A 25,336-nucleotide genomic window follows, 5' to 3' on the forward strand; every position below is an offset into this window, starting at 1 on the left:
TGGTTCCCGGATGCTTCCGCAGTCTCCGTCATTGCGAGCGGAGCGAAGCAATCCAGAATCTTTCCGTAGCGGCAGTCTGGATTGCTTCGCTCCGCTCGCAATGACGAGGAAACACCTCAGCCTTTCACACAATGCGCGATCAGCTTCTCCACGAAGCCTGCGCATTTCTCCAGCTCGGCCATCGCCACGAATTCGTCCGGCGTGTGCGCCTGCGCGATCGAGCCCGGCCCGATCACCACCGACGGGATATCGGCCATGCTGGCAAACAGGCTCGCCTCGGTGCCGAAGGCGACCTTGGCGTGGTCGTTGCGGCCGGCGAGGCTCTTGGCGAGCGTGACGATCGCGTCATCCGCTGCCGTGTCGAGCGCGGGATAGTCGAGGATCTCTTCGAAATCGATGCCGCACTCCGGATGCTGCGCCTTCATCGCCGGCTCGAGCTCGGCCTTGGCCCAGGCGACGATCGCATCCGTCACCTCGCGTGACTCGGTGATCCCGATGCCGCGGCATTCGAAATCCACCGTGCAGGTGTCGGGCACGATGTTCAGCGCCGCGCCGCCATGCACGATGCTGGTGAGCAGCGTCGAGTGCGGAACGTCGTAGAGGCTGTTGCGCTCGGCTTCGCTGGCAAGCTTCACGGCGCGGCGGCGAATCTCGACGATCAGTTCGGCGGCGTATTCGATCGCGTTGACGCCGTCAGGTGCGATCGATGAGTGTTTGGCGAGGCCATGGAATGTCGCGCGAACGCCGTGCTTGCCCTTGTGGCCGATGATGACCTTCATCTCGGTCGGCTCGCCGATGAAGGCGCCGAGCGGCCTGACCTTCTTCTTGGCGACTTCGCTCAGCATCGGCCGCACGCCGACGCAACCGATTTCCTCGTCATAGGAGATCGCCAGATGAATCGGTGTTGCCAGCTTCGCCTCCAGCATCTCCGGTACCATGGCAAGGCACACCGCGACGAAGCCCTTCATGTCGGTGGTACCGCGGCCATAAAGCTTGCCGTCGCGCTCGATCAGCTTGAACGGATCATGGCTCCAGTCCTGGCCCACGACCGGGACGACGTCGGTATGGCCGGACAATACGAGCCCGGGACGATCCTCGGGGCCAATCGTGGCCCACAGCGAGGCCTTCTGCCCGGTCTCGTCGACGATGCGCTCGCTCTTCACGCCAAGCGTTTTGAGGTAGCTTTCGATATGGGCGATCAAAGGCAGGTTGGTGCGGTCGCTGATGGTGTCGAAGCCGACGAGGTCGGCGAGCAGCTTGCGAATCCGTTCGGGTCTTGAGTCTGGCATTCTCAACATCATGTCATGGGAGGGGGTGGTCGGCTCTGCCGTGCACGAACCATACCAACGGAACGGCATGAGGCGCAAACCCGCCGGGCAGGGGCTCAGGCTAGACCGGACACGCGCCGCTCGAATGCGCTCAATTCTTCTGGGTAGCACTCTTTTTCGCCGGGGCGGGGGCGGGTGCCACAGCGGTTTCCGCCGGCGCCTGCGGCGTTGCCACCGAAATGGCGAACGGCCGCCACTGATTGCCGACATTCTGGAATGTCAGATCGAAATTGATCTGCAGCGGGCGGGTGGGGAAGAATCCCGTCAGCCGCAGCATCTTGTTGGGATCGAGATAAGGCGGCGTCGAGAGCTGCGGTGCGGCCAGCGCCACCGAGAACAGGTCGAAGTTGCGCCGGCGCAGGTCGGTGAAACCCAGCGCGAGATCGGCCGCAGTGTTCTTGGCCTGAAACTCGGGCGCCGCGAGATCGCGCAGTACGGAATAGTTTCCGGTGCGGTTGGCGTCGTTCAGCGTCAGCAATGTCGAGCGGATCAGATACAGCGCCTGCTCGGCGCTGACGGGGAGTTGCGGCTGCTGCGGCCTGGCCGCGGTCTTGTCGTCCTCGGCCAGGGTCTGGCGCGATGCGGACAGCGACACGGCGGCGACCACGGCCAGAGCGAAACCGCAGCGCTTGAAGCCAAGGCGCCTGAAGCCACGGCCTTTGCCGATGCGCGCGGCCGAATCCCACCTTACCATTCGAGTCTGCCCCTGACACGCGAGCCGAACCGCACGCGCATCATCATGTCCCAACCTGACAACAGGGATGCGAGACTAGCTGCCGGATCGTGACCATGCTGTAGCCGTAGAGCAACAGCAAGCGGGGACCATGTCTCGGGAATAGGCCGTAGCCCGAATTGAGCGCGGCGCAATCCGGGCGACGAGATCTTGTGTTGCCCGACAGGCAAAACACCCAAGCCATCGGTCAATGCGCGCGCCCGAAAATATTCGTCTTTACAGAATTTCGGAATAGGCGGATATTGCGCGCACTCCGGCCCAAGGAAGAGGGGCGTATCGCGATCGTCACGAACGCCGGCCGGACGGCGGTGGACGTGGGCCACACTGGTGCGACGGTGATCGCAGGGCGGGCAACCGTGAGCGAGGCACATCGCACGTACGACCGGTGTGATCTGCGTACGGCAAAATCGTGTGGTCCTGGCGCCCGCAGGCTGGCGTCAAGCGTTGCGGTGGTGTGGCGGCCCGACCGGGCGCGCGCATCGTCGGCCGCAAGGCGACGGGGGCAAGAGTGCATCGCTCCCCGAGGAGAGCGCGACATAAGCCGTAGAGCCACTGCGCAGGGAAGGCCGGATGTTTGGCTTCACCTGTATGCCGCTGTGCAGATTCTTGTTGCCACCTTTCGCACAGTGGACCGTGGGTGCCCGGCCGGCACCCGGCCTTCCCTGCGCCCTCTTTCAATTGAGGGTGATGCGACCAGGCAAAGCTCGGGCGAAACACGCCGCGAGGCTGCCAAGCCGTGTCTGTCTGCGATCGAAAACCAAATGGCAAACATGTCGCGAGTACCAATCCGTCACCGTCACCCTGAGGTGCTCGCCTCTCCGGCGAGCCTCGAAGGGCGACGGCCCGGCTGCATCTCGGCCGTTCATCCTTCGAGGCTCCCTGCGCGATGCTTGGCATCGCGCCACTCGCACCTCCAGGATGACGGAATGGACATTGTCGCCGCGCGAAATTCTGGCTGCGCTCGCGGTTGTGCGTGAAAACTCCGGTCTCATGCCCCGGACGCAGCGCAGCGTCCCCTCGACGGTGCGCTGCAGAGCCGGGGCCCATGCTCGCGGCATTCTGGGCCCCGGCTCAGCGTCGCGTCACTTTGTGCCGCGCCTCGTCCGGGACACCAGAGAGCGCTTGTTAAACCGGCTTGCCCGTATACGGCATCGAGGCCGTCAGGCCGCCGTCTACCGGGAACGCCTGGCCGTTGACATACGAAGCTTCGTCGCTCGCCAGAAACAGTCCCATTGCCGCGAGCTCGTGCGGCTGGCCGGCGCGCTTCAGCGGGTTGAGCTGGCCGATCTTGTCAGTGGTGCCGCGCTCCTTGGCGCGGTCAAACACCGGCTTGGTCATGCCGGTCTCGATCAGGCCCGGGCACACCGCGTTGATGCGCACGCCGGTGCCGGAGAGCGAATAGGCGGTGGTCTGCACAAGGCTGATCACGCCGGCCTTGCTCGCCGCATAGGGATGACCGCTCGCCCCCGCCTTGAGGCCCGCGACGGACGCGGTCAGCACGATCGCGCCGGACTGCTGCTTCACCATGTGCGGCATCGCGTGCTTCACCGCGAGGAACGGCCCGATCAGATTGACGCGCAGGACCTCCTGCCACTGCTCCACGGTTTGCTCGCCCAGCGGCACCAGCCCGCCGGAGACGCCGGCATTGGCCCAGATCACGTCGAGCCGGCCGTGCGTCTTCACCGCCTTGTCGATGACGGCGATGACGTCCTGCTCGGAACCGGCATCCGCGATCATGGCTTCGGCGACACCGCCGGCTCTCTTCACCTCGTCGACGGTCTCCTTCACCGCCTCGGTGCGATCCACCGCGATCAGCTTGGCGCCTTCTTTGGTGAACAGCAGCGCAGCCGCGCGGCCGATGCCGCTGCCGGCGCCGGTGATGATGACGGATTTGCCTTGCAGGCGGCCCATGCGTTTCTCCCTTTGGCTCGTACGCGACGCTTGCCGCGCAACGGAATTTCAAACAAGATTTCAAACGGTAAAGTGTCTTGAGACAGGTTCGCTACTGACGTACAGCGACATCACACGGGATGGAAGGGTTTCGATGGCAGCCGCAGACAAGCCGAATGTGGTCACGACACGGTGGTGGTGGGTCCGTCACGCGCCGGTGCGCAACGACGGCGGCAACATCTACGGACAGAGCGATCTCGCCTGTGACACCAGCGACACCTACGTGTTCAATGCCGTTGCCAAGGTGCTGCCACGCAAGGCGGTCTGGTATTCGAGCAATCTGATGCGCACGCATCAGACTGCGGAGGCTATCTGGGCGGCCGGGTATCCGAAGCCTGCGTCGATGCCATGGGAAGCGGATCTCGCCGAGCAGAACCTCGGCCGTTGGCAAGGCATGAACCGAGCGCAGTTCATCGCCAGCCGCCCCGTGGGATCGAGCTGGTTCGCCGACATCAACGAGCCTGCCCCTGGCGGCGAAAGCTTCATGGACCTCTACAACCGCACGCGCCGCACCATCGAGCGGATCAACGCCGAGGCGGCCGGGCAGGACATCATCGCGGTTGCGCATGGCGGCACCATCAAGGCGGCGCTCGGGCTGGCGCTCGACGGCCAGTTGGAGAGGGCGCTGTCGTTCGACATCGACAATTGCTCGATCACGCGCATCGATCATTTTGCAAGCCCCGAACGCACGGTCTGGCGATTGCCGATGGTAAACCAGCAGCCGTGGATCGCCGACGACGCGCATGCGGCGATGCACCAGCCGGCGGGACCGGAAGTCAAGAAGCTCGCTTGATCCATTGCCCGCTCGCGCAGCTGCGGCGTAAGCTTCAGGCCAATTCAAATCATACTCTGGGAGAGAAACATGACCTTGTTCGACATGAAGGGCAAAGTTGCCGTCATCACGGGATCGACGCGCGGCATCGGGCTTGCGATCGCCGAGCGTATGGCCGAGCACGGCGCCAAGGTGGTGATCTCCTCGCGCAAGGCCGACGTCTGCGACCAGGTGGCCAAGGGGATCAACGACAAGTTCGGCAAGGGCACCGCGGTCGCGATCGCCGCGAACATCTCGTCGAAGGAAAATCTGCAGAACCTGATCGACGAGAGCAATCGCGCCTTCGGCAAGATCGACGTGCTGGTCTGCAACGCGGCGTCGAACCCGTATTACGGTCCGCTCGCCGGCATCTCCGACGATCAGTTCAGGAAGATTCTCGACAACAACATCGTCGCCAACAACTGGCTGATCTCGATGGTGGTGCCGCAGATGATCGAGCGCAAGGACGGCTCGATCATCATCGTCTCCTCGATCGGCGGCCTCAAGGGCTCGACCATCCTCGGCGCCTACGCGATCTCGAAGGCTGCGGACATGCAGCTGGCACGCAACCTCGCCTGCGAATATGGCCCGCACAACATCCGCGTGAACTGCATCGCGCCCGGCCTGATCAAGACCGATTTCGCCAAGGCGCTGTGGGACAATCCGGAGAATCTGAAGGCCTCGACCTCGCGTTCGCCGCTGCTGCGCATCGGCATCCCCGACGAGATCGCGGGCGCCGCCGTGTTCCTGGGCTCGAAGGCCGGCGACTTCATGACCGGCCAGACCATGGTGATCGACGGCGGCGCGACGATCAGCTGAGGCTCCGGCGCAGGGGAGGCGGTTGGTCGAGCCAATGCGGCGAGGAACCAACCAGTTTCCGGCCCGTTAGGCTGCACATTCATCTTTGAATGGCGCAGCAGGCGAGGGCCGGAAGCGAGACAGATGATCCCCACGGTGATCAAGCCGCAATCTTCCGACGACGTCTCCGCGATGGTTGTCACGGTGGGTGCGGCGATCCTCAGCATCATCATCGTCGCGGCGCTCTATCTGGGGCGGGAAATCTTCGTTCCCGTCGCACTGGCCATCCTGCTGAGCTTCGTCCTCGCGGCTCCAGTCAGGCTGATGCAGCGTCTTCATGCCCCGCGCGCGCTGGCCGTGGTCGGCGTCGTGCTGTTCGCCTTCGTGATCATCTTCGCGCTGGGAAGCGTGATCGCGACTCAGCTCAATGGCCTGGCCGGCGATCTGCCGAAGTACCAGGCCACGATCCTGTCCAAGATCCAGTCGGTGCGCGGCGTGGCAGGCGGCAGCTCCACGCTCGAGCGTGCCGCCGAGATGCTTCAGGATCTTGGCAAGGAACTGGATAAGCCGAAGTCTGTCGCGCCCGCAAATCCGCTGACCTCAGGCACTCCGGCCCATCCCGGCGTCAAGCCGGTCCCGGTTGAGGTGTTGCAGCCCGATCCCGGCGCGCTGGAGAGCCTGCGCTCGCTGATCGCACCCCTAGTGTCGCCACTGGCAACGACGGGTATCATCGTCATCTTCGTGATCTTCATCCTGATTCAGCGCGAGGATCTGCGAAACCGTTTGATCAGGCTGGCCGGCTCCCACGATCTGCAACGCACCACTGCGGCCCTTGACGACGCCGCGGCGCGCCTCAGCCGGCTTTTCCTCAACCAGCTCATGCTGAATACCGGCTTTGGTGTGATGATCGGCACCGGCCTGTGGCTGATCGGAGTTCCCAGCGCGGCGCTGTGGGGCATTCTCGCGGCCGTGCTGCGCTTCGTGCCCTATATCGGCTCCATCATAGCGGCGGCGTTCCCGCTTGCGCTCGCCGTGGCGGTCGATCCCGGCTGGTGGATGCTGGCCTGGACCGCGGCGCTGTTTTTCGTCATCGAACCGCTGGTCGGGCAGGTGGTCGAACCTCTGTTGTACGGCCGCACCACCGGCCTTTCGCCCGTGGCTGTCGTCGTCTCGGCCACGTTCTGGACAGCGCTGTGGGGGCCGATCGGGCTCGTGCTCGCAACGCCGCTGACTGTGTGTCTGGTCGTGCTGGGCCGGCACGTCGAGCGGCTGTCCTTCCTGGACGTCATGTTCGGCGACCGCCCGGCACTGTCGCCTCCGGAGATTTTCTACCAGCGCATGCTGGCGGGAGATCCGACCGAGGCCGCCGAGAAGGCCGAGCAGTTTCTCAAGGAGCGATCGCTCGCTGCCTATTACGATGAGGTCGCGCTCAAGGGCATGCAACTGGCCCAGTCGGACCTCGACCGCGCTGCCCTGGACCAGATCCGGCTCGCACGCATTCGCGATACCGTGGTTGAATTTGTCGACGATCTCTCCGACCTGGATGACGGCCGCCCCGTCGGGAGTGAGCGCACCGAGGATGCCGAAGCAGCCGATGCCGTCGAAACCGTCGCCCCGGCCAGTGACCAACCGGACATCCCCGCGCTCGATGCAGCCAAACTTGCGGAGCCATTTCGCGGTGAAAATGCCGTGCTCTGCATTGGCGGCCGGACCATGCTCGACGAGGCCGGTGCCATCATGCTCGCGCAGCTGTGCCGCGCGCATGGCGTCGGCAGCCGTGTCGAAGGACCGGAGGCCCTGTCCACCGCGAACATCTTCCGTCTCGAGACGTCAGGCGTGGCCTTGGTCTGTCTGGGCTATGTCGGCATCACGAGCCCGGCGCATCTGCGCTACGCGGTGCGCCGGCTTCGCCGCAAGCTGCCGCAGGCGTCCATCATGGTTGGATGCTGGGCGGAGGACGTCGCCAACATCGACGAGCTGCGTGAGACGGCGAAGGCCGATCTGTTTGCCACCTCGCTGCGCGAGGCGGCGCAAATCGTCGTCTCCATGGCACAAGGCCAGGCTGGCGCCGCGCCGTCTGTTGCGGAGCCTGCCGTGTTGGCGCGTGCCTGAAAAGGCTACTCGACCGCCGCGTAAACGAGATTTCGCACCAAGGTCCGCGTGAAGTCACGCTGGCCTGGGCCCTGGCTCATGAACACCACGAACAAGTCTTCCTTCGGATCGATCCAGAAGAACGTGCCGGCAATGCCGCTCCAGAAATACTGGCCGACGCTGCCGGGGAAGGGCGCGATGCCGGCGTCGCGGCGGACTGCGAAGCCGAGACCGAAACCGTGCCCGGGCGACAGCAGCGTGCCATTTGTCACGACGTGCGGCCCGAGGTGATCCGACGCCATCAGCTCCAGCGTCTTGCGGCCGATGATCCTGTTGCCGTCGAGCGTGCCGCCGTTGCGCAGCATCAACGCGAAGCGGGCATAGTCCATCGTGGTGGAGACCAGACCGCCGCCGCCGGACTCCATGATCGGCTGCTCCAGTGCACTGAACAGCGCGACCTTGTCGCCGGTCCACGGATCGGCTGCGAACGGCTCGGCGAGCCGGCCGGCATTCGCTTCGGAGGTCGAGAACCCGGTCTCGGCCATCTGGAGCGGCGCGAGGATGCGCTCGGTGAGGAAGACGCCAAGCGATTTGCCGCTGACCACCTCGATGATGCGGCCGAGGATATCGGTGGAGCGGCTGTAGTTGAACTCGTCACCGGGATGGCAGACCAGCGGGAAGCTCGCCACCAGCGCGGCGTGCTCGGCATTGGTGATCTTGCGGCTGCGCACCCGCGAATCCTGGTAGATCTTGTGCACGGGGCCGTCGCCCTGGTGCTCGTAGGTCAGGCCGGAGGTATGGCGGAGCAGGTCCTGCACCGTCATCGGCCGCTTCGGCGGAACCAGTTCCAGCTTGCCGCCGCTGACGATACCGACCTTCTGGCCTGCGAACTCCGGGATGAATTTTGCGACGGGATCGCCGAGCAGCAAATGGCCGTCCTCGAGCAGCGCCATGATGCCGACCGACACGATCGGCTTGGTCATCGAGAAGATGCGGAAGATCGAATCAAGCGCCATCTCGGCAGACCCGGTCGGGCTCTGCTTGCCGAGCGCCTCGAACCAGCCGACCTGGCCGCGCCGGGACACCAGCACGGTCACGCCGGGGACGGTTCCCTTGTCGATCTCGCGCTTGAAGGCACCCGACATCGCCTGGAGATGAGGGCGTGACAGGCCCAGCGCCTCGGGCTTGGCATCAGGCAAAGGCGGGGTTTTCGGCGCGATCGCGGCGCGAGGGGCGGCTGTGGCGGTCATGTTCACTCCCGGGGGCACATTATTGTCGGGGACGAAGTGTGGCCCAGAAGGCGCGGCACAAACAAGCGAAGCCAGCGCGCTTCACCCTTGCAATCCGGCCTTGCAAACCAGCCGCCCCCTGTGCTTGAAAGCGGCCCTGATCCGCGCGGCGACGTGAGGGTCCGTAGGAGTGTAGCTCAATTGGTAGAGCACCGGTCTCCAAAACCGGGGGTCGCAGGTTCGAGCCCTGCCACTCCTGCCAGCTAATCCAGACAATCAGGATCAGGACAGCGGCGGGCCCAAAGCTCGGACCGTGGGTGATAGGGACGGGGTAAGCCCTTGATCCGGATCAGGTCCGCGGCAGGTGGCCACGGGCATTCCGGCCGGCCCACACCTTGACCTTTGGCCCCATCCGCAGTATCTACGCCGCACTCGCAGCCGGCCCGTTAGACGCGGATCTCCGGCGCGGCTTTGAAATCCCCGAACAATCGAGCCCGGTTTCCGGCTCATCCTTCGAGACAGAGGGCTGGGCCAACGGCGGCTGTTCGGATCCCTGAAATTCATTCGCGTCCGGCGACGGACGTTGGACATTCAAACGATGGCAGTCAGCCCGTTCAAGTTCTTGCAGGAAGTGCGCTCGGAGACCGCCAAGGTCACCTGGCCGACCCGCCGTGAGACCACGATCACCACCATCATGGTGTTCGTCATGGTCGCGGTGGCCTCGATCTTCTTCTTCGCCGCCGACCAGATCATCCGCGTCCTCATCACCTTCCTTTTGGGCATTCACTGATGGCTACAGCCGCTGCAACCCAATCGTCCGACAAGCGCTGGTACATCGTCCACGCCTATTCGAACTTCGAGAAGAAGGTCGCCGAATCGATCCGCGAGCAGGCCAAGCAGCGCGGGCTCGAGGAGCTGTTCGAGCTGGTGCTGGTTCCGACCGAGAAGGTCACCGAAGTGCGCCGCGGCCGCAAGATCGACGCCGAGCGCAAGTTCTTCCCGGGCTATGTGCTGGTGAAGATGAAGCTGACCGACGAGGCGTTTCATCTGATCAAGAACACGCCGAAGGTCACGGGCTTCCTCGGCGCCGAAAACAAGCCGATGCCGATTTCCGAATCGGAAGCCATGCGCATCCTGCACCAGGTGCAGGAGGGCGTGGAGCGGCCGAAGGCTTCGGTGTCGTTCGAGATCGGCGAGAACGTGCGCGTGGCCGATGGCCCGTTCGCTTCGTTCTCGGGAGTGGTCGAGGAAATCGACGAGGCGCGTTCGCGTGTCAAGGTCGCGGTGTCGATCTTCGGCCGCGCCACGCCGGTCGAGCTGGAATTCGGTCAGGTCGAGAAGGTCTGATCGTTTGAGGCGTGAGGCTTCGGTCTCGCGCTATGAAGAGGCCGTGGGAGGGAGAGGGCGGTTGCCAGCCGCATCCGACCCAGACCACGAACCTGAAACCGCCGGCGATCTGCCGGCACAACAGGAGTGATACATGGCAAAGAAAGTGACCGGATACCTGAAGCTTCAGGTCCCGGCCGGTGCGGCGAATCCTTCGCCCCCGATCGGTCCCGCGCTTGGTCAGCGCGGTCTCAACATCATGGAGTTCTGCAAGGCGTTCAACGCCCAGACCCAGAAGGAAGAGAAGAACACTCCGATTCCCGTCGTGATCACGATCTACGCCGATCGTTCGTTCACGTTCGAGATGAAGACGCCCCCGATGTCCTTCTTCCTCAAGCAGGCCGCCAAGATCCAGTCCGGTTCGAAAGCTCCGGGCCGCGACAAGGCTGGCGCGGTGACCAAAGCGCAGGTGCGCGAGATCGCCGAGAAGAAGATGAAGGATCTGAATTGCGACTCGATCGAGTCGGCCATGAAGATGGTCGAGGGCTCTGCCCGTTCGATGGGTCTGGAAGTGGCGGGGTAAGCGGCTATGGCAATCGGAAAGCGTTTGAACAAAGCCCGCGAAGGTGTTGATCGCGAAAAGCTTTACCCGCTCGCGGACGCCATCAAGATGGTCAAGGAACGCGCCAAGGCGAAGTTCGACGAGACCATCGAGGTCGCGATCAATCTCGGCGTCGATCCGCGTCACGCCGACCAGATGGTCCGCGGTGTCGTGACCCTGCCGAACGGCACCGGCCGTACGCTCCGCGTCGGCGTGTTCGCCCGCGGCGCCAAGGCCGACGAGGCCAAGGCTGCGGGTGCCGACGTCGTCGGCGCCGAGGACCTGGTCGAGAAGGTGCAGAACGGCACGATCGAATTCGACCGCTGCATCGCCACTCCCGACATGATGCCTCTGGTCGGCCGTCTCGGTAAGGTGCTCGGCCCGCGCGGCCTGATGCCGAACCCGAAGATCGGCACCGTGACCATGGACGTCACCAACGCCGTCAAGGGTGCCAAGGGCGGCTCGGTCGAGTTCCGCGTCGAGAAGGCCGGCATCCTGCAGGCCGGCGTCGGCAAGGCCTCGTTCTCCGAGGACAAGCTGGTCGAGAACATCAAGGCGCTCGCGGACGCGGTCTCCAAGGCCAAGCCCGCCGGCTCCAAGGGCACCTACATCCAGCGCGTTGCGGTGTCCTCGACGATGGGCCCGGGCGTGAAGGTCGAGCCGGGCACCATTCTGGGCTAAGGTTCGAGAATTGCATGAGGCGAGGGGCGGAATCGGGCGACCGATTCCGCCCCTTTCCATTTTCGACGGCACTCACCGGAAACAAGAACAATGGCTGACAAGGTCCTGATCTACTCGCGCTTTCCCAGGACGATGATGGCGCGCTTCGCCGAACGGTTCGAGTTGCTCGACACCGCCGGCAAGCCGGCCCGCGAGGTGTTTCCGGCAGAGGAGCTCGGCGGCATCCGCGCGATCCTGACCGGTGGCGGCCAGCCGCTCGGCGCGGAAGCGATGGACCAGTTTCCAAAGCTCGGCGCCATCATCTGCTACGGCACCGGTTATGACGGTGTCGACCTGAAGGCGGCCACCGCGCGCAACATCGCGGTCGGGCACAGTCCCGGTGCCAATGCAGCCTCGGTGGCCGATATCGCGATGACCCTGATGCTGGCGACGACGCGGCGGATCCTGGTCGCCGACCAGTATGTCCGCAGCGGCGATTGGGCGGCGTCGAAACCGTCGCCGATGATGCGCCCGCAGGCCGGCTTGCCCGGCCGCCGCGTCGGCGTCTACGGCATGGGCGAGATCGGCCGCAAGATCGCCGTGCGCTGCGCCGCGTTCGAGAGCGAGATCGGTTATTTCAGCCGCACCAAATACGATCTGCCCTATCAATATTTCCCCACGCTGGAGGCGCTGGCCGACTGGTGCAGCGTGCTGATGATAGCGGTCCGGGCAGGGGCCGACACCCAGCACGTCGTCAATGCCGATATCCTCGGGCGGCTCGGGGCGGACGGCTATGTCGTCAACATCTCCCGTGGGTCGGTAATCGACGAGCAGGCGCTGGTCGCGGCGCTGACCGACAAGACCATCGCCGGCGCCGGCCTCGACGTCTTCGAGCAGGAACCGCACGCCCCGGACGCCCTGACCGCGCTCCCCAACGTGGTGTTCGCCCCGCATATCGGCGGCCACACCCTCGAATCGCACGTCGCCATGCAGGACTGCGTGCTGGCGAACCTGGCCGCTTTCTTTCAGGGCAAGCCGCTGCCCTACGCGGTCAAATCGGCCTGAATCGGCCCTTATAGGCCCGCATCAGGCCCCGCCGCCAACGGATTGGAACTGGTGTGAATTTTGCTCTTGGCAAGCAGGCCGGGAGCGGTTAAAGAACCGCTTCCGGACGTGCCGGCCTCGGCTGGCGCGTTCGTGCACGCATTCCGAAAACCCGACAAGACAGGAGATCATTCCTTTTCAGGACGTCCGCGAGGATTTGCCGGAAGAGGAAGGAAAACCCGTCGGTTGGTGGAGTGCGGGCAGAGGTCGGGCGGTTCGCCGGCTGACCTTGTCCTGTCCAAGACTGCAGGCGCCCGCGGGAAATTTCGATTTCTCAACGGCTTAATCGTATGGCCTGCATAGACGGGTGAAGACCGGTTTCACTTTGCCTCCTGCCTAAGGTTGGTGGCGGAATGGGTTTGGTTCGGACCTCGACACGCCGTGGGCTCTAGCGGGCTCCCGGAGGGCAGGCTTTGAATTGTCGTCTCGCCCGGCGCGTGTCCGAAGGGTTCTGCCCTGAGGTTCAGGTTTTGGGTGGGGCGATGGGTGCAACCCGGCGGTCCCGCTTCTCGCGATGACCGCCAACCGGAAAGAGCTTGCTGTGGAACGAGCGGCAAAAAAGGAAGCGGTCGAACAGCTCAATTTGGCCTTTAAGGCCACGAGCGTCGCGGTCGTTGCCCAATATTCCGGCCTGACCGTTGCCCAGATGCAGAAGCTGCGTACGCAGATGAAGCAGGCTGGCGCCTCGGTGAAGGTCTCGAAGAACCGTCTCGCCAAAATTGCTCTTGAAGGCACTGACGTCGTTGCCATCGGTCCCATGCTGAAGGGACCGACCGTGATCGCCACTTCGAACGATCCGGTAGCGGCGCCAAAGGTCGCCGTCGAATTCGCCAAGGCGAACGAAAAGTTCGTCATCATTGGCGGGTCGATGGGAACGACCGTCCTGAATGTCGATGGCGTGAAGGCGCTTGCCTCGCTGCCGTCGCTTGATGAACTGCGTGCCAAGATCGTCGGCCTCCTCGTGGCCCCGGCGACCAAGCTTGCGCAGCTCGCAAACGCGCCCGCGGGCAAGCTCGCGCGCGTCATCCAGGCTCATGCCTCAAAGGGCGAAGCGGCCTGACGCCCTTCGCAAAACTCAAACCCGAACCAGACTTACATTCAAGGAAACAGAACAATGGCTGACTTGCAGAAAATCGTTGACGACCTCTCGAGCCTCACCGTGCTCGAAGCCGCCGAGCTCGCCAAGCTTCTCGAAGAAAAGTGGGGCGTGTCCGCCGCTGCGGCCGTGGCCGTTGCCGGTCCTGCCGCTGCTGCCGCCGCTCCGGCGGAAGAGAAGACCGAGTTCACGGTCGTCCTGGCCTCCGCCGGCGACAAGAAGATCGAAGTCATCAAGGAAGTCCGCGCCATCACCGGCCTGGGCCTGAAGGAAGCAAAGGACCTCGTCGAGGGCGCGCCGAAGCCTGTCAAGGAAGGCGTGAACAAGGACGAAGCCGAGAAGATCAAGGTCCAGCTCGAGAAGGCTGGCGCGAAGGTCGAGCTCAAGTAAGCAAAGCTTACTGGCGAAGATCCCGGCGAGCATCAGCGAAGCCGGGGTCTTGGTCCATCTCTCAAGGGTGGACCAGATGCAAAAGGCGTGCGACGGAACGTCCCGACGCAGGCCGAACACGAAAAAGTGTGGGGATTTGAGGGTTACCCCCTCGAATCTCCACTATTGTCGCCCCATATCGGTTCGGCAGCACGAAAGCGCGGTGGGCAGGGATGCGGGATTTCCCTGTAAGCCGTTGGGAGAGCAAGCTATTTCGGGCTTTTTCAGTCCGTGAAGACGATCGTTGTGACGGGCGGGCGTGCCTATGCGCCCCGCGCGTCGTTTTGCGTTTTGAAGGTCTGAAGAACAGATTCAGGACATGACGGCCTGAAACTGGATCTTTGGTCCCCAAAACGGGTTCGAAAAATTCAACCCGGGGAGCGGTGGCAGCCGCGTCCTGGACGACGCGCCCCGAGCGGGCGACGAAATGAGAGGCCACGATGGCGCAGCAGACATTCACCGGTCGCAAACGCGTTCGCAAGTTCTTCGGACACATCAAGGAAGTCGCCGAGATGCCGAACCTCATCGAGGTTCAGAAGGCGTCCTATGACCAGTTCCTGATGGTCGACGAACCCGTGGGCGGTCGTCTCGACGAGGGCCTGCAGGCCGTGTTCCGTTCCGTGTTCCCGATCTCCGACTTCTCGGGCACCTCGATGCTGGAATTCGTCCGTTACGAGTTCGAGCAGCCGAAATATGACGTCGACGAGTGCCGCCAGCGCGGCATGACCTTCGCGGCTCCCCTCAAGGTGACGCTGCGCCTCATCGTGTTCGATATCGACGAGGAAACCGGCGCGAAGTCGGTGAAGGACATCAAGGAGCAGGACGTCTACATGGGCGATATCCCGCTCATGACGATGAACGGCACCTTCATCGTCAACGGCACCGAGCGCGTCATCGTCTCGCAGATGCACCGTTCGCCCGGTGTGTTCTTCGACCATGACAAGGGCAAGACCCATTCTTCGGGCAAGCTGCTGTTCGCTGCCCGCGTGATCCCGTATCGCGGTTCCTGGCTCGACATCGAGTTCGACGCCAAGGACATCGTCTATGCGCGTATCGATCGTCGCCGCAAGATTCCAGTGACGTCGCTGATGTTTGCGCTCGGCCTCGACGGCGAGGCGATCCTGTCGACGTTCTACAAGAAGATTCTCTACAAGCGGACCAAGGAAGGCTGGCGCGTTCCGTTCGACGCCAACCGTTTCCGCGGCTACTCGACCATCAACGACCTGATCGACGCCGATACCGGCAAGGTCGTGCTCGAGGCCGGCAAGAAGCTCACCGTGCGCGGTGCGCGTCAGATGCAGGAGAAGGGCCTGAAGGCGCTGCGCCTGTCGGATGAGGAGCTCGTCGGCAACTATCTGGCCGAGGACCTCGTCAATCCCAAGACCGGCGAGATCCACGCCGAAGCCGGTGAAGAGATCACCGACAAGTCCATGAAGGCGCTCAACGAGCACGGCTACAAGGAACTGCCGCTGCTCGACATCGACCACGTCAATGTCGGCGCCTACATCCGCAACACGCTCGCGGCCGACAAGAACATGACGCGTGAGGACGCGCTGTTCGACATCTACCGCGTGATGCGTCCGGGCGAGCCGCCGACGCTGGATTCGGCCCAGGCGATGTTCCAGTCGCTGTTCTTCGACGCCGAGCGTTACGACCTCTCCGCGGTCGGCCGCGTCAAGATGAACATGCGCCTCGACCTCGATGCGCCCGACACCCAGCGCACGCTGCGCAAGGAAGACATCCTCTCCGTCATCAAGACGCTGGTGGATCTGCGCGACGGCAAGGGTGAGATCGACGACATCGACCATCTCGGTAACCGCCGTGTGCGCTCGGTCGGCGAGCTCATGGAGAACCAGTACCGCATCGGCTTGCTCCGCATGGAGCGCGCCATCAAGGAACGCATGTCCTCGGTCGACATCGACACGGTCATGCCGCAGGACCTGATCAACGCCAAGCCGGCGGCTGCCGCCGTGCGCGAGTTCTTCGGCTCCTCGCAGCTCTCGCAGTTCATGGACCAGACCAACCCGCTGTCGGAGATCACCCACAAGCGCCGTCTTTCGGCGCTTGGACCGGGCGGTCTGACCCGCGAGCGTGCCGGCTTCGAGGTGCGCGACGTGCATCCGACGCATTACGGCCGCATCTGCCCGATCGAGACGCCGGAAGGCCCGAACATCGGCCTGATCAACTCGCTCGCCACCTTCGCGCGCGTGAACAAGTACGGCTTCGTCGAGACGCCTTATCGCAAGGTGAAGGACGGCCGCGTCACCGACGAGGTCGTGTACCTCTCGGCGATGGAGGAGGGACGGTACTCGGTCGCGCAGGCCAACGTGCCGATCGACGCCAAGGGTCGTTTCACCGAGGATCTGGTCGTCTGCCGTTCGAGCGGAACCCGCGACGTCGTGCCGATGACGCCCGACAAGGTCGACTACATGGACGTGTCGCCGAAGCAGCTCGTTTCGGTCGCCGCGGCGCTGATCCCGTTCCTCGAGAACGACGACGCCAACCGCGCGCTGATGGGCTCGAACATGCAGCGCCAGGCGGTGCCGCTGGTTCGCGCCGAGGCTCCGTTCGTCGGCACCGGCATGGAAGGCGTTGTTGCGCGCGACTCGGGAGCCGCGATCGCGGCACGCCGTTCGGGCGTGATCGACCAGATCGACGCGACCCGCGTCGTCATCCGCGCCACGGAAGATCTCGATCCGACCAAGTCGGGCGTCGATATCTACCGGCTGATGAAGTACCAGCGTTCCAACCAGTCGACCTGCATCAACCAGCGTCCGCTGGTGAAGGTCGGCGACATCGTCAAGAAGGGCGACATCATCGCGGACGGTCCGTCGACCGATCTCGGCGAGCTCGCGCTCGGGCGCAACGTGCTCGTCGCGTTCATGCCGTGGAATGGCTACAACTTCGAAGACTCGATCCTGCTCTCTGAGCGGATCGTGAAGGAAGACGTGTTCACCTCAATTCATATCGAAGAATTCGAGGTGATGGCCCGCGACACCAAGCTCGGACCTGAGGAAATCACCCGCGACATTCCGAACGTCTCGGAAGAAGCGCTGAAGAACCTCGACGAAGCCGGTATCGTCTACATCGGCGCGGAAGTGCGCGCCGGCGACATCCTGGTCGGCAAGATCACGCCGAAGGGCGAAAGCCCGATGACGCCGGAAGAAAAGCTCCTGCGCGCCATCTTCGGCGAAAAGGCCTCCGACGTTCGCGACACCTCGCTGCGCGTTCCTCCGGGCGTGCAGGGCACGATCGTGGAAGTGCGCGTGTTCAACCGGCACGGCGTCGACAAGGACGAGCGTGCGTTGGCGATCGAACGGGAAGAGATCGAGCGTCTGGCCAAGGACCGCGACGACGAGCAGGCGATCCTGGACCGCAACGTCTACAACCGTCTTGCCGAGCTGCTCGAGGGGCGGCAGGGTATTGCCGGTCCGAAGGGCTTCAAGAAGGACACCAAGATCACCCGTGCGGTGCTCGAGGAGTACCCGAAGTCGCAGTGGTGGCTGTTCGCTTCGCCGAACGACAAGCTGATGGCCGAGATCGAGGCCATGCGGAAGCAGTACGACGAGTCGAAGAAGGGGCTCGAGCAGCGCTTCCTCGACAAGGTCGAGAAGCTTCAGCGTGGTGACGAATTGCCGCCCGGCGTGATGAAGATGGTCAAGGTCTTCGTCGCGGTGAAGCGCAAGATCCAGCCCGGCGACAAGATGGCCGGCCGCCACGGCAACAAGGGCGTGGTGTCGAAAATCGTGCCGATCGAGGACATGCCGTTCCTCGAAGACGGCACGCATGCCGACATCGTGCTCAATCCGCTCGGCGTGCCCTCGCGCATGAACGTCGGACAGATCCTCGAGACCCATCTCGGCTGGGCCTGCGCCGGCCTCGGCAAGCGTATCGGCCAGACGGTCGATGCTTACCTGTCGAAGCAGGACATCAAGCCGCTGAAGGAAACCTTGAAGAAGGTCTACGGCGAGGACGAGACGATCAAGTCGCTCAACGACAACGAATTGATCGAACTCGGCCACAATCTGAGCCGCGGCGTGCCGATCGCGACGCCGGTGTTCGACGGCGCCAAGGAAGCCGACATCGAGGAGATGCTCAAGCTTGCCGGTCTCGACGCTTCGGGTCAGTCGACCGTCTATGACGGCCGCACCGGCGATGCGTTCGATCGCAAGGTGACGGTGGGCTACATCTACATGCTCAAGCTGCACCATCTGGTCGACGACAAGATCCACGCGCGTTCGATCGGTCCGTACTCGCTCGTTACCCAGCAGCCGCTGGGCGGCAAGGCGCAGTTCGGTGGCCAGCGCTTCGGCGAAATGGAGGTGTGGGCGCTCGAGGCTTACGGCGCGGCGTACACGCTCCAGGAGATGCTGACGGTGAAGTCGGACGACGTCGCCGGCCGCACCAAGGTGTACGAGGCGATCGTGCGCGGCGACGACACGTTCGAGGCCGGCATTCCGGAATCGTTCAACGTGCTGGTCAAGGAAATGCGCTCGCTCGGCCTCAACGTCGACCTGCACAATTCCAAGGTGGGACCGGCGCCGACGTCGGAAGCGGCCGAGTAACACGACCTTTCATGCCCGGCCTTCACGGCCGGGCATTGGCGCCCCTCCCGAGGCCTTGAGGGCAGGGCGCCCCGATTGAGTGATTTTCGAATTTGCGGCCGTAGGCGACCGGCACGCGAGGAGAAGACGATGAACCAAGAAATTATGAATCTCTTCAACCCGACGACTCCGGCTCAGGTCTTCGACCAGATCCGGATTTCGATCGCGAGCCCAGAGAAGATTCTGTCCTGGTCCTACGGCGAGATCAAGAAGCCGGAGACCATCAACTACCGTACCTTCAAGCCCGAGCGCGACGGTCTGTTCTGCGCCCGCATCTTCGGGCCGATCAAGGACTACGAGTGCTTGTGCGGCAAGTACAAGCGCATGAAGTACAAGGGCATCATCTGCGAGAAGTGCTCGGTCGAGGTCACGCTGTCGCGCGTCCGGCGCGAGCGCATGGGCCATATCGAGCTCGCGGCCCCCGTCGCCCACATCTGGTTCCTGAAGTCGCTGCCCTCGCGCATCGGCCTTCTGCTGGACATGACGCTGAAGGATCTCGAGCGGATCCTCTACTTCGAATATTACGTCGTTCTCGAGCCGGGTCTCACCGCGCTCAAGGACCGTCAGCTGCTGTCGGAAGACGAGTATCTGAAGGCCCAGGACGAGTATGGTCAGGATTCCTTCACCGCCATGATCGGCGCGGAAGCGATCCGCGAACTGCTCAAGGGCATGGACCTCGAGAAGCTCGAAGCCACCTTGCGCCTCGAGATGCAGGAGACCGACTCCGACATCAAGCACAAGAAGCTCGCCAAGCGCCTGAAGATCGTGGAAGCGTTTCGCCACTCCGGCAACAAGCCGGAATGGATGATCATGACCGTGGTCCCGGTGATCCCGCCGGACCTGCGTCCGCTGGTGCCGCTGGACGGCGGCCGCTTCGCGACTTCGGACCTCAACGACCTCTATCGCCGCGTCATCAACCGCAACAACCGCTTGAAGCGGCTGATGGAGCTGCGCGCGCCTGACATCATCATCCGCAACGAGAAGCGCATGCTTCAGGAAGCGGTCGATGCTCTGTTCGACAACGGCCGCCGTGGCCGCGTCATCACGGGTGCCAACAAGCGTCCGCTGAAGTCGCTCGCCGACATGCTCAAGGGCAAGCAGGGCCGTTTCCGCCAGAACCTGCTCGGCAAGCGCGTCGACTATTCGGGCCGTTCGGTGATCGTGGTCGGTCCCGAGCTGCGCCTGCATCAGTGCGGCCTGCCGAAGAAGATGGCGCTCGAGCTGTTCAAGCCGTTCATCTATTCGCGGCTCGACGCCAAGGGCCTGTCCACCACCGTGAAGCAGGCCAAGAAGCTGGTCGAGAAGGAGCGGCCCGAGGTCTGGGACATCCTGGACGAGGTGATCCGCGAGCATCCCGTGCTGCTCAACCGCGCGCCGACGCTGCATCGCCTCGGCATCCAGGCGTTCGAGCCGGTGCTGATCGAGGGCAAGGCGATCCAGCTTCACCCGCTGGTCTGCTCGGCGTTTAATGCCGACTTCGACGGCGACCAGATGGCCGTGCACGTTCCGCTGTCGCTCGAAGCGCAGCTGGAAGCGCGCGTCCTGATGATGTCGACCAACAACATCCTGCATCCCGCGAACGGCCAGCCGATCATCGTGCCGTCGCAGGACATCGTGCTCGGTCTCTACTACGTCTCGATCATGCGTGAAGGCCTGCCCGGCGAGGGCAAGATCTTCGGCGACATGGCCGAGCTCGAGCATGCGCTGCACGCGAAGGTCATCCACCTCCACACCAAGATCAAGTACCGGTGGCAGGGCATGGACGAGACCGGCAAGGTCTCGACGCGCTGGATCGAAACCACCGCCGGCCGCGTCATGCTCGGCAATCTGCTGCCGAAGAATCCGCGCGTCACGTACGAGATCATCAACAAGCTGATGACCAAGCGCGAGATCTCCGGCGTGATCGACCAGGTCTACCGCCATTGCGGTCAGAAGGAGACGGTGATCTTCTGCGACCGCATCATGGCACTCGGCTTCTACAACGCGTTCAAGGCCGGCATCTCGTTCGGCAAGGACGACATGGTCGTGCCGAATTCCAAGTGGAAGATCGTCGACACCACCCGTACGCTGGCGAAGGATTTCGAGCAGCAGTACAACGACGGTCTGATCACCCACGGCGAGAAGTACAACAAGGTCGTCGACGCCTGGTCGAAGGCCACGGAAGAAATCGCCAAGGCGATGATGAAGGAGATCTCCTCGACCAAGAAGACGGCGAGCGGGGCGGATGCCGACATCAACTCGATCTACATGATGGCTCACTCCGGTGCCCGCGGTTCGCCGGCCCAGATGCGCCAGCTCGCCGGCATGCGCGGCCTGATGGCCAAGCCGTCGGGTGAGATCATCGAGACGCCGATCATCTCGAACTTCAAGGAAGGTCTTTCGGTTCTCGAGTACTTCAACTCGACCCACGGCGCCCGCAAGGGCCTCGCGGACACCGCGTTGAAGACCGCGAACTCGGGCTACCTGACCCGTCGTCTCGTCGACGTCGCGCAGGACTGCATCATCACGCAGAGTGACTGCGGCACCAAGCTCGGCATCAAGATGCGCGCCATCGTCGATGCCGGCACCGTGGTCGCTTCGCTCGGCTCGCGCATCCTCGGACGCACGGCCTGCGAAGACATCCGTGACAGCTCCGGCAAGGTGATCATCAAGCGCGACACGCTGATGGAAGAGAGCCATCTGGACGCCATCCAGCAGGGTGGTGTGCAGGAGGTGAAGATCCGCTCGGCGCTGACCTGCGAGCTCGTCAACGGCATCTGCGGCATGTGCTACGGTCGCGACCTCGCCCGCGGCACGCCGGTCAACCACGGCGAAGCGGTCGGCGTCATCGCGGCGCAGTCGATCGGTGAGCCGGGCACCCAGCTCACCATGCGCACCTTCCACATCGGCGGTGCGGCGCAGCTGAACGAGCAGTCCTTCGTCGAAGCCAACTTCGACGGCAAGATCGTGATCAGGAACAAGGCCATCGCCCGCAACAGCGAAGGTCACCTGGTCGCGATGGTGCGCAACATGGTGGTGGCGATCGTCGATGCCGACGGCACCGAACGTGCGACGCACCGCGTCCAGTACGGCTCGCGCCTGCACGTCGACGAGGGCGACAGCGTCAAGCGCGGCCAGCGTATCGTCGAGTGGGATCCCTACACCCGTCCGCTGCTCACCGAAGTCGAAGGTACGATCGGCTTCGAGGATCTGGTCGAAGGGCAGTCGATCTCGGAAACGCTGGACGAAGCCACCGGTATCGCCAAGCGCGTGGTCATCGACTGGCGGTCGACCCGCGGCGGTGCGGACCTGCGTCCGGCCATCGTGGTGAAGGGCAAGGACGGCAAGGTGCTCAAGCTCGCCCGTGGCGGCGATGCCCGCTACATGCTGTCGGTCGACGCCATTCTCTCGGTCGACGTCGGAGCCAAGGTCAATACGGGTGACATCCTCGCCCGTGTCTCGACCGAAAGCGCCAAGACGCGTGACATCACCGGCGGTCTGCCGCGGGTGGCGGAACTGTTCGAGGCTCGGCGTCCGAAGGATGCGGCGATCATCGCCGAAATCGCGGGCACCATCCGGTTCGGGCGCGACTACAAGAACAAGCGTCGCATCTCGATCGAGCCGATGGACAAGACCGACGAGGCGCGCGAGTACCTGATCCCGAAGGGCAAGCACATCCACCTTCAGGACGGCGACGTCGTCGAAAAGGGCGACTTCATCGTGGAAGGCAACCCGGCGCCGCACGACATTCTCGCGGTCAAGGGCATCGAGGAGCTCGCGGCCTATCTGGTCAACGAGATCCAGGAGGTCTACCGGCTCCAGGGCGTGCTCATCAACGACAAGCACATCGAGGTGATTGTCCGTCAGATGCTCCAGAAGGTGGAAGTCACCGACCAGGGCGACACGGACATGATCTCCGGCGAGCAGGTCGACAAGATCGAGTTCGACGTGCTGAACGCGAAGGCTAAGGAAGAGGGCAAGAAGATCGCCACGGGTACGCCGGTTCTGCTCGGCATCACCAAGGCGAGCCTCCAGACCCGCTCCTTCTTCTCGGCGGCTTCGTTCCAGGAGACCACGCGCGTCCTCACGGAAGCGGCGGTCAACGGCAAGGTCGATCCGCTCGAAGGTCTCAAGGAGAACGTCATCGTCGGCCGGCTGATCCCGGCGGGCACCGGCGCCTCCATGGCCAAGATCCGCGAAGTCGCGATGAAGCGCGACAAGATGATCCTGGACGAGCGCGAGAAGCAGGCGGCCGTCGTGTCGCCGGCTCCGGAGGCTGAACTTCCTGCGCTCCCGCCTGCGGAATAATCGTTCATCCGTAGGAATACCGAGGACAATGAAAAGGCCGGCGCAAGCCGGCCTTTTTGCTGCTTTGTTTCCCTGTTGCGGTGCAGGATCAACCTTTGTTCATCTTTCCTTCAGGCGCAAAAGCGCTTCTGCTAGGGGAGCTTAGACGGCGGTCCCGTGACGGGGGGCAGCGCCGGAGACCACGGAACGCACATGCTTGATCTCGCAATCGTAGGCGGCGGCCCCGGCGGGCTGATGAGCGCCTGGTACCTGAAGCGTAAGCTCGGCGACCTCTGTCGCGTCACCATCTACGAGGCCTCGGACCGGCTCGGCGGCAAGATCGTCACGCGCAAATTCGCTTCCGCACCCGCGATGTACGAAGCCGGCGTTGCCGAGATCTACGACTACTCGATGACCGGCCCCGATCCGCTGCGCGAGCTGATCCAGCATTTCGGACTTCAGACCATTCCGATGGACGCCGAGCAGGTCCAGTTCGGCGGTGAACTCCTCAACGACGTCGCAGGCATGCGCCGCAAATACGGCGCCAAGACCGCGGCGGCGATAGAGGCGTTCCGCAAGCGCTGCGCCGAAGCGCTGTCGCCGATCGAGTATTACGAGGGCGTCGGCGCGCACGACAACGAGAACCCCTGGGCCTACAAGACCGCCGAGCAGGTGCTCGACGAGGAGGTCGAGGACGAAACCGCAAAGCGTTTCTTCAAGGTGATGGCGCGCTCGGACATCGCGACCGAAAGCCACAACACCAACGGCCTCAACGCGCTGAAGAACTACCTGATGGATGTCGACGGCTATATCGGCCTCTACTCCATCCAGAACGGCAACGAGCAACTGATCGAGTGCCTGCAGTCGGAGGTCAATGCCGATATCCAGCTCAATCATCGCGTGCTCGCCGTCGGCAAGGCGCCGACCGGCCGCTACCAGCTCAAGATGATGAATGGCAAGGGGCCGGAGACGCGCGATTTCGACCTCGTGCTGGTCTGCCTGCCGCATTCCTGGCTCGCCACCGTCGGCTGGGAAGGCGAGCAGCTTCGCAAGTCGATGGTCAAGCACGTCTCGTACTTCGATCGTCCCGCACACTACCTGCGCGTCTCGATCCTGTTCGACACGCCGTTCTGGGGCGAGAAGATTCCCGGCGCCTGGTTCATGTCGGAGGCCTTCGGCGGCTGCTGCGTCTACAATGAAGGCGCGCGCCACGATGTCGGCAAGCATGGCGTCCTGAACTGGCTCATTCCCGGGTCGGATGCGCTGGCCTTCGCGAATCTCTCGGACCAGGAGCTGATCGACGCTGCGCTGAAATCGCTGCCGGCCTCGTTCGGCGATGCGCGAGCGCATTTCATGGAAGGGAAGATCCATCGCTGGCTGTCGTCGGTGAACGCGATTCCAGGCGGTATGCCTGTGCGCGATGTCATGACCAATCACCGGCCCGAGCCGAAGGAGCATCCCGGCATCGTGGTGGTCGGCGACTATCTGTTCGACTCGACCCTGAACGGGCTGCTCGATTCGTCGGACGCGGCAACCGACATCATCCTGACCGAGATGATGCGGCTGCGCCGGGAGCGTGCGCAGGACAGCAAGCCGCTCTCGGACAAGATCGATCGCGAGTATTTCGAGAATTATCGCGGCCTCGGCCCCTATAGCGAGGCGTGGCGGCATTTCACGGATCCCGACTATCTCACAAAGCTGATCGGCATCGTCTGGGGCAAGGTCAAGGGCGCCAAGCTGTTGATCGCGGGCTCGGCCAGCGGCGAACTGGTCGGCGCACTGCGCGAGCGCGGCATCGATGCCTGGGGCATCGAGAACAACCGCGCTATCCACGCCAAGACGCCGAAGGCTCTGAAGAAGTACAATAAGCTCGGCTCGATCACCGACATGCCGTTCAAGGACGGCGCGTTCGACTTCGTGTTCGAGACCAGCCTCTGCCATGTTTCCCCGAAGCAGGTGGTCCGCGCGATCCGCGAGCTCAACCGCGTGGTCAGGACCGGTCTCGTGTTCGGCTCGATCACCTCGGACATGGCCTCGGCCGTGATCGACCGCTACGACCTGCTGCGCGGGGTCAAGAAGCTCGGCACCTGGTGGGAATGGTCCGAACTGTTCTTCGGCAACGGCTTCGACCTGTCGATGCACCGCAAGGACTGCGCCGATGCGCTGTGGGAAGCGACGCTCGCGGCCAACAAGGGCCCGGGCCAGTGGTACGCCGACGCCGACAGCTTGCGTTATTCGTTCTTCGACAAGGTCGAGGACGACGACTAGCCTTTCGGGCGCACCGGATTCGCCAATTGCTTTGCCGAATTC

17 protein-coding genes and 1 tRNA gene are annotated in these 25,336 nt (G+C 63.6%); 14 read left to right on the forward strand and 4 right to left on the reverse strand.

From position 1 onward, the window contains the following. Positions 1-116: 116 nt before the first annotated feature. From argE to FNV92_RS14340, 3 genes are all read right to left on the reverse strand, one after another. Entirely contained in the window at positions 117-1,289 is a 1,173-nt protein-coding gene (argE, locus tag FNV92_RS14330) for an acetylornithine deacetylase (RefSeq protein ID WP_143845928.1), read from the reverse strand. Between the two features lie 130 nt (positions 1,290-1,419). Beyond that, positions 1,420-2,022, reverse strand: coding sequence for a hypothetical protein (locus FNV92_RS14335; RefSeq protein WP_143845927.1), 603 nt, complete (start codon positions 2,020-2,022; stop codon positions 1,420-1,422). Positions 2,023-3,186: 1,164 nt separating this feature from the next. After that, a complete protein-coding gene (locus tag FNV92_RS14340) occupies positions 3,187-3,972 on the reverse strand; it encodes an SDR family NAD(P)-dependent oxidoreductase (RefSeq protein WP_015685384.1) in 786 nt (261 codons plus the stop codon). 133 nt (positions 3,973-4,105) lie between these two features. Between FNV92_RS14340 and FNV92_RS14345 the strand changes: the two genes are divergently transcribed. The 3 genes from FNV92_RS14345 to FNV92_RS14355 all read left to right on the forward strand — a co-directional run bounded on the left by FNV92_RS14345 (position 4,106) and on the right by FNV92_RS14355 (position 7,732). Then, positions 4,106-4,804: a histidine phosphatase family protein gene (locus FNV92_RS14345; protein ID WP_168213718.1), complete on the forward strand. Its 699-nt coding sequence runs from the start codon at positions 4,106-4,108 to the stop codon at positions 4,802-4,804. A gap of 69 nt (positions 4,805-4,873) precedes the next feature. Further along, positions 4,874-5,641, forward strand: a complete 768-nt coding sequence (locus FNV92_RS14350) for an SDR family NAD(P)-dependent oxidoreductase (RefSeq protein WP_015685386.1) — start codon at positions 4,874-4,876, stop codon at positions 5,639-5,641. Positions 5,642-5,764: 123 nt separating this feature from the next. Next, on the forward strand, positions 5,765-7,732 hold the full coding sequence (locus FNV92_RS14355; protein ID WP_143845926.1) for an AI-2E family transporter: 1,968 nt from the start codon (positions 5,765-5,767) through the stop codon (positions 7,730-7,732). 5 nt (positions 7,733-7,737) lie between these two features. Here FNV92_RS14355 and FNV92_RS14360 read toward each other — a convergent pair whose 3' ends face one another. After that, entirely contained in the window at positions 7,738-8,961 is a 1,224-nt protein-coding gene (locus FNV92_RS14360) for a serine hydrolase domain-containing protein (RefSeq protein WP_168213717.1), read from the reverse strand. Positions 8,962-9,126: 165 nt separating this feature from the next. Here FNV92_RS14360 and FNV92_RS14365 point away from each other — a divergent pair. The 11 genes from FNV92_RS14365 to FNV92_RS14415 all read left to right on the forward strand — a co-directional run bounded on the left by FNV92_RS14365 (position 9,127) and on the right by FNV92_RS14415 (position 25,294). Continuing rightward, positions 9,127-9,202: transfer RNA gene (locus FNV92_RS14365), tRNA-Trp, on the forward strand. Between the two features lie 336 nt (positions 9,203-9,538). After that, a complete protein-coding gene (secE, locus tag FNV92_RS14370; protein ID WP_007602984.1) occupies positions 9,539-9,730 on the forward strand; it encodes a preprotein translocase subunit SecE in 192 nt (63 codons plus the stop codon). Next, positions 9,730-10,287, forward strand: coding sequence for a transcription termination/antitermination protein NusG (gene nusG / locus FNV92_RS14375; RefSeq protein ID WP_015685389.1), 558 nt, complete (start codon positions 9,730-9,732; stop codon positions 10,285-10,287). The genes secE and nusG overlap by 1 nt, the downstream gene beginning before the upstream one ends. A gap of 133 nt (positions 10,288-10,420) precedes the next feature. Further along, a complete protein-coding gene (rplK, locus tag FNV92_RS14380; RefSeq protein ID WP_007602986.1) occupies positions 10,421-10,849 on the forward strand; it encodes a 50S ribosomal protein L11 in 429 nt (142 codons plus the stop codon). 6 nt (positions 10,850-10,855) lie between these two features. Beyond that, positions 10,856-11,548, forward strand: coding sequence for a 50S ribosomal protein L1 (gene rplA / locus FNV92_RS14385; protein ID WP_015685390.1), 693 nt, complete (start codon positions 10,856-10,858; stop codon positions 11,546-11,548). A 90-nt stretch (positions 11,549-11,638) separates the two neighbouring features. Further along, complete coding sequence (locus FNV92_RS14390) at positions 11,639-12,592, forward strand: 2-hydroxyacid dehydrogenase (RefSeq protein ID WP_143845924.1); 954 nt, start codon at positions 11,639-11,641, stop codon at positions 12,590-12,592. Between the two features lie 580 nt (positions 12,593-13,172). Continuing rightward, complete coding sequence (rplJ, locus tag FNV92_RS14395; RefSeq protein ID WP_143845923.1) at positions 13,173-13,691, forward strand: 50S ribosomal protein L10; 519 nt, start codon at positions 13,173-13,175, stop codon at positions 13,689-13,691. Between the two features lie 54 nt (positions 13,692-13,745). Continuing rightward, complete coding sequence (rplL, locus tag FNV92_RS14400) at positions 13,746-14,117, forward strand: 50S ribosomal protein L7/L12 (protein WP_015685393.1); 372 nt, start codon at positions 13,746-13,748, stop codon at positions 14,115-14,117. 479 nt (positions 14,118-14,596) lie between these two features. Continuing rightward, positions 14,597-18,721 (forward strand): DNA-directed RNA polymerase subunit beta, encoded by a 4,125-nt coding sequence (rpoB, locus tag FNV92_RS14405; RefSeq protein ID WP_015685394.1) that lies wholly within the window; start codon positions 14,597-14,599, stop codon positions 18,719-18,721. A 129-nt stretch (positions 18,722-18,850) separates the two neighbouring features. Next, positions 18,851-23,047, forward strand: a complete 4,197-nt coding sequence (gene rpoC, locus FNV92_RS14410) for a DNA-directed RNA polymerase subunit beta' (protein WP_015685395.1) — start codon at positions 18,851-18,853, stop codon at positions 23,045-23,047. Between the two features lie 192 nt (positions 23,048-23,239). After that, positions 23,240-25,294: an FAD-dependent oxidoreductase gene (locus FNV92_RS14415; RefSeq protein WP_143845922.1), complete on the forward strand. Its 2,055-nt coding sequence runs from the start codon at positions 23,240-23,242 to the stop codon at positions 25,292-25,294. Positions 25,295-25,336 lie beyond the last annotated feature (42 nt).

Source organism: Bradyrhizobium cosmicum, from assembly GCF_007290395.2.
Taxonomy (GTDB): domain Bacteria; phylum Pseudomonadota; class Alphaproteobacteria; order Rhizobiales; family Xanthobacteraceae; genus Bradyrhizobium; species Bradyrhizobium cosmicum.

Excerpts from the sequence above, each read along its gene's own strand:
- argE (WP_143845928.1), bottom strand. The coding sequence starts at position 1,289 with ATGCCAGACTCAAGACCCGAACGGATTCGCAAGCTGCTCGCCGACCTC.
- FNV92_RS14335 (WP_143845927.1), bottom strand. The coding sequence starts at position 2,022 with ATGGTAAGGTGGGATTCGGCCGCGCGCATCGGCAAAGGCCGTGGCTTC.
- FNV92_RS14340 (WP_015685384.1), bottom strand. The coding sequence starts at position 3,972 with ATGGGCCGCCTGCAAGGCAAATCCGTCATCATCACCGGCGCCGGCAGC.
- FNV92_RS14345 (WP_168213718.1), top strand. The coding sequence starts at position 4,106 with ATGGCAGCCGCAGACAAGCCGAATGTGGTCACGACACGGTGGTGGTGG.
- FNV92_RS14350 (WP_015685386.1), top strand. The coding sequence starts at position 4,874 with ATGACCTTGTTCGACATGAAGGGCAAAGTTGCCGTCATCACGGGATCG.
- FNV92_RS14355 (WP_143845926.1), top strand. The coding sequence starts at position 5,765 with ATGATCCCCACGGTGATCAAGCCGCAATCTTCCGACGACGTCTCCGCG.
- FNV92_RS14360 (WP_168213717.1), bottom strand. The coding sequence starts at position 8,961 with ATGACCGCCACAGCCGCCCCTCGCGCCGCGATCGCGCCGAAAACCCCG.
- secE (WP_007602984.1), top strand. The coding sequence starts at position 9,539 with ATGGCAGTCAGCCCGTTCAAGTTCTTGCAGGAAGTGCGCTCGGAGACC.
- nusG (WP_015685389.1), top strand. The coding sequence starts at position 9,730 with ATGGCTACAGCCGCTGCAACCCAATCGTCCGACAAGCGCTGGTACATC.
- rplK (WP_007602986.1), top strand. The coding sequence starts at position 10,421 with ATGGCAAAGAAAGTGACCGGATACCTGAAGCTTCAGGTCCCGGCCGGT.
- rplA (WP_015685390.1), top strand. The coding sequence starts at position 10,856 with ATGGCAATCGGAAAGCGTTTGAACAAAGCCCGCGAAGGTGTTGATCGC.
- FNV92_RS14390 (WP_143845924.1), top strand. The coding sequence starts at position 11,639 with ATGGCTGACAAGGTCCTGATCTACTCGCGCTTTCCCAGGACGATGATG.
- rplL (WP_015685393.1), top strand. The coding sequence starts at position 13,746 with ATGGCTGACTTGCAGAAAATCGTTGACGACCTCTCGAGCCTCACCGTG.
- rpoB (WP_015685394.1), top strand. The coding sequence starts at position 14,597 with ATGGCGCAGCAGACATTCACCGGTCGCAAACGCGTTCGCAAGTTCTTC.
- rpoC (WP_015685395.1), top strand. The coding sequence starts at position 18,851 with ATGAACCAAGAAATTATGAATCTCTTCAACCCGACGACTCCGGCTCAG.
- FNV92_RS14415 (WP_143845922.1), top strand. The coding sequence starts at position 23,240 with ATGCTTGATCTCGCAATCGTAGGCGGCGGCCCCGGCGGGCTGATGAGC.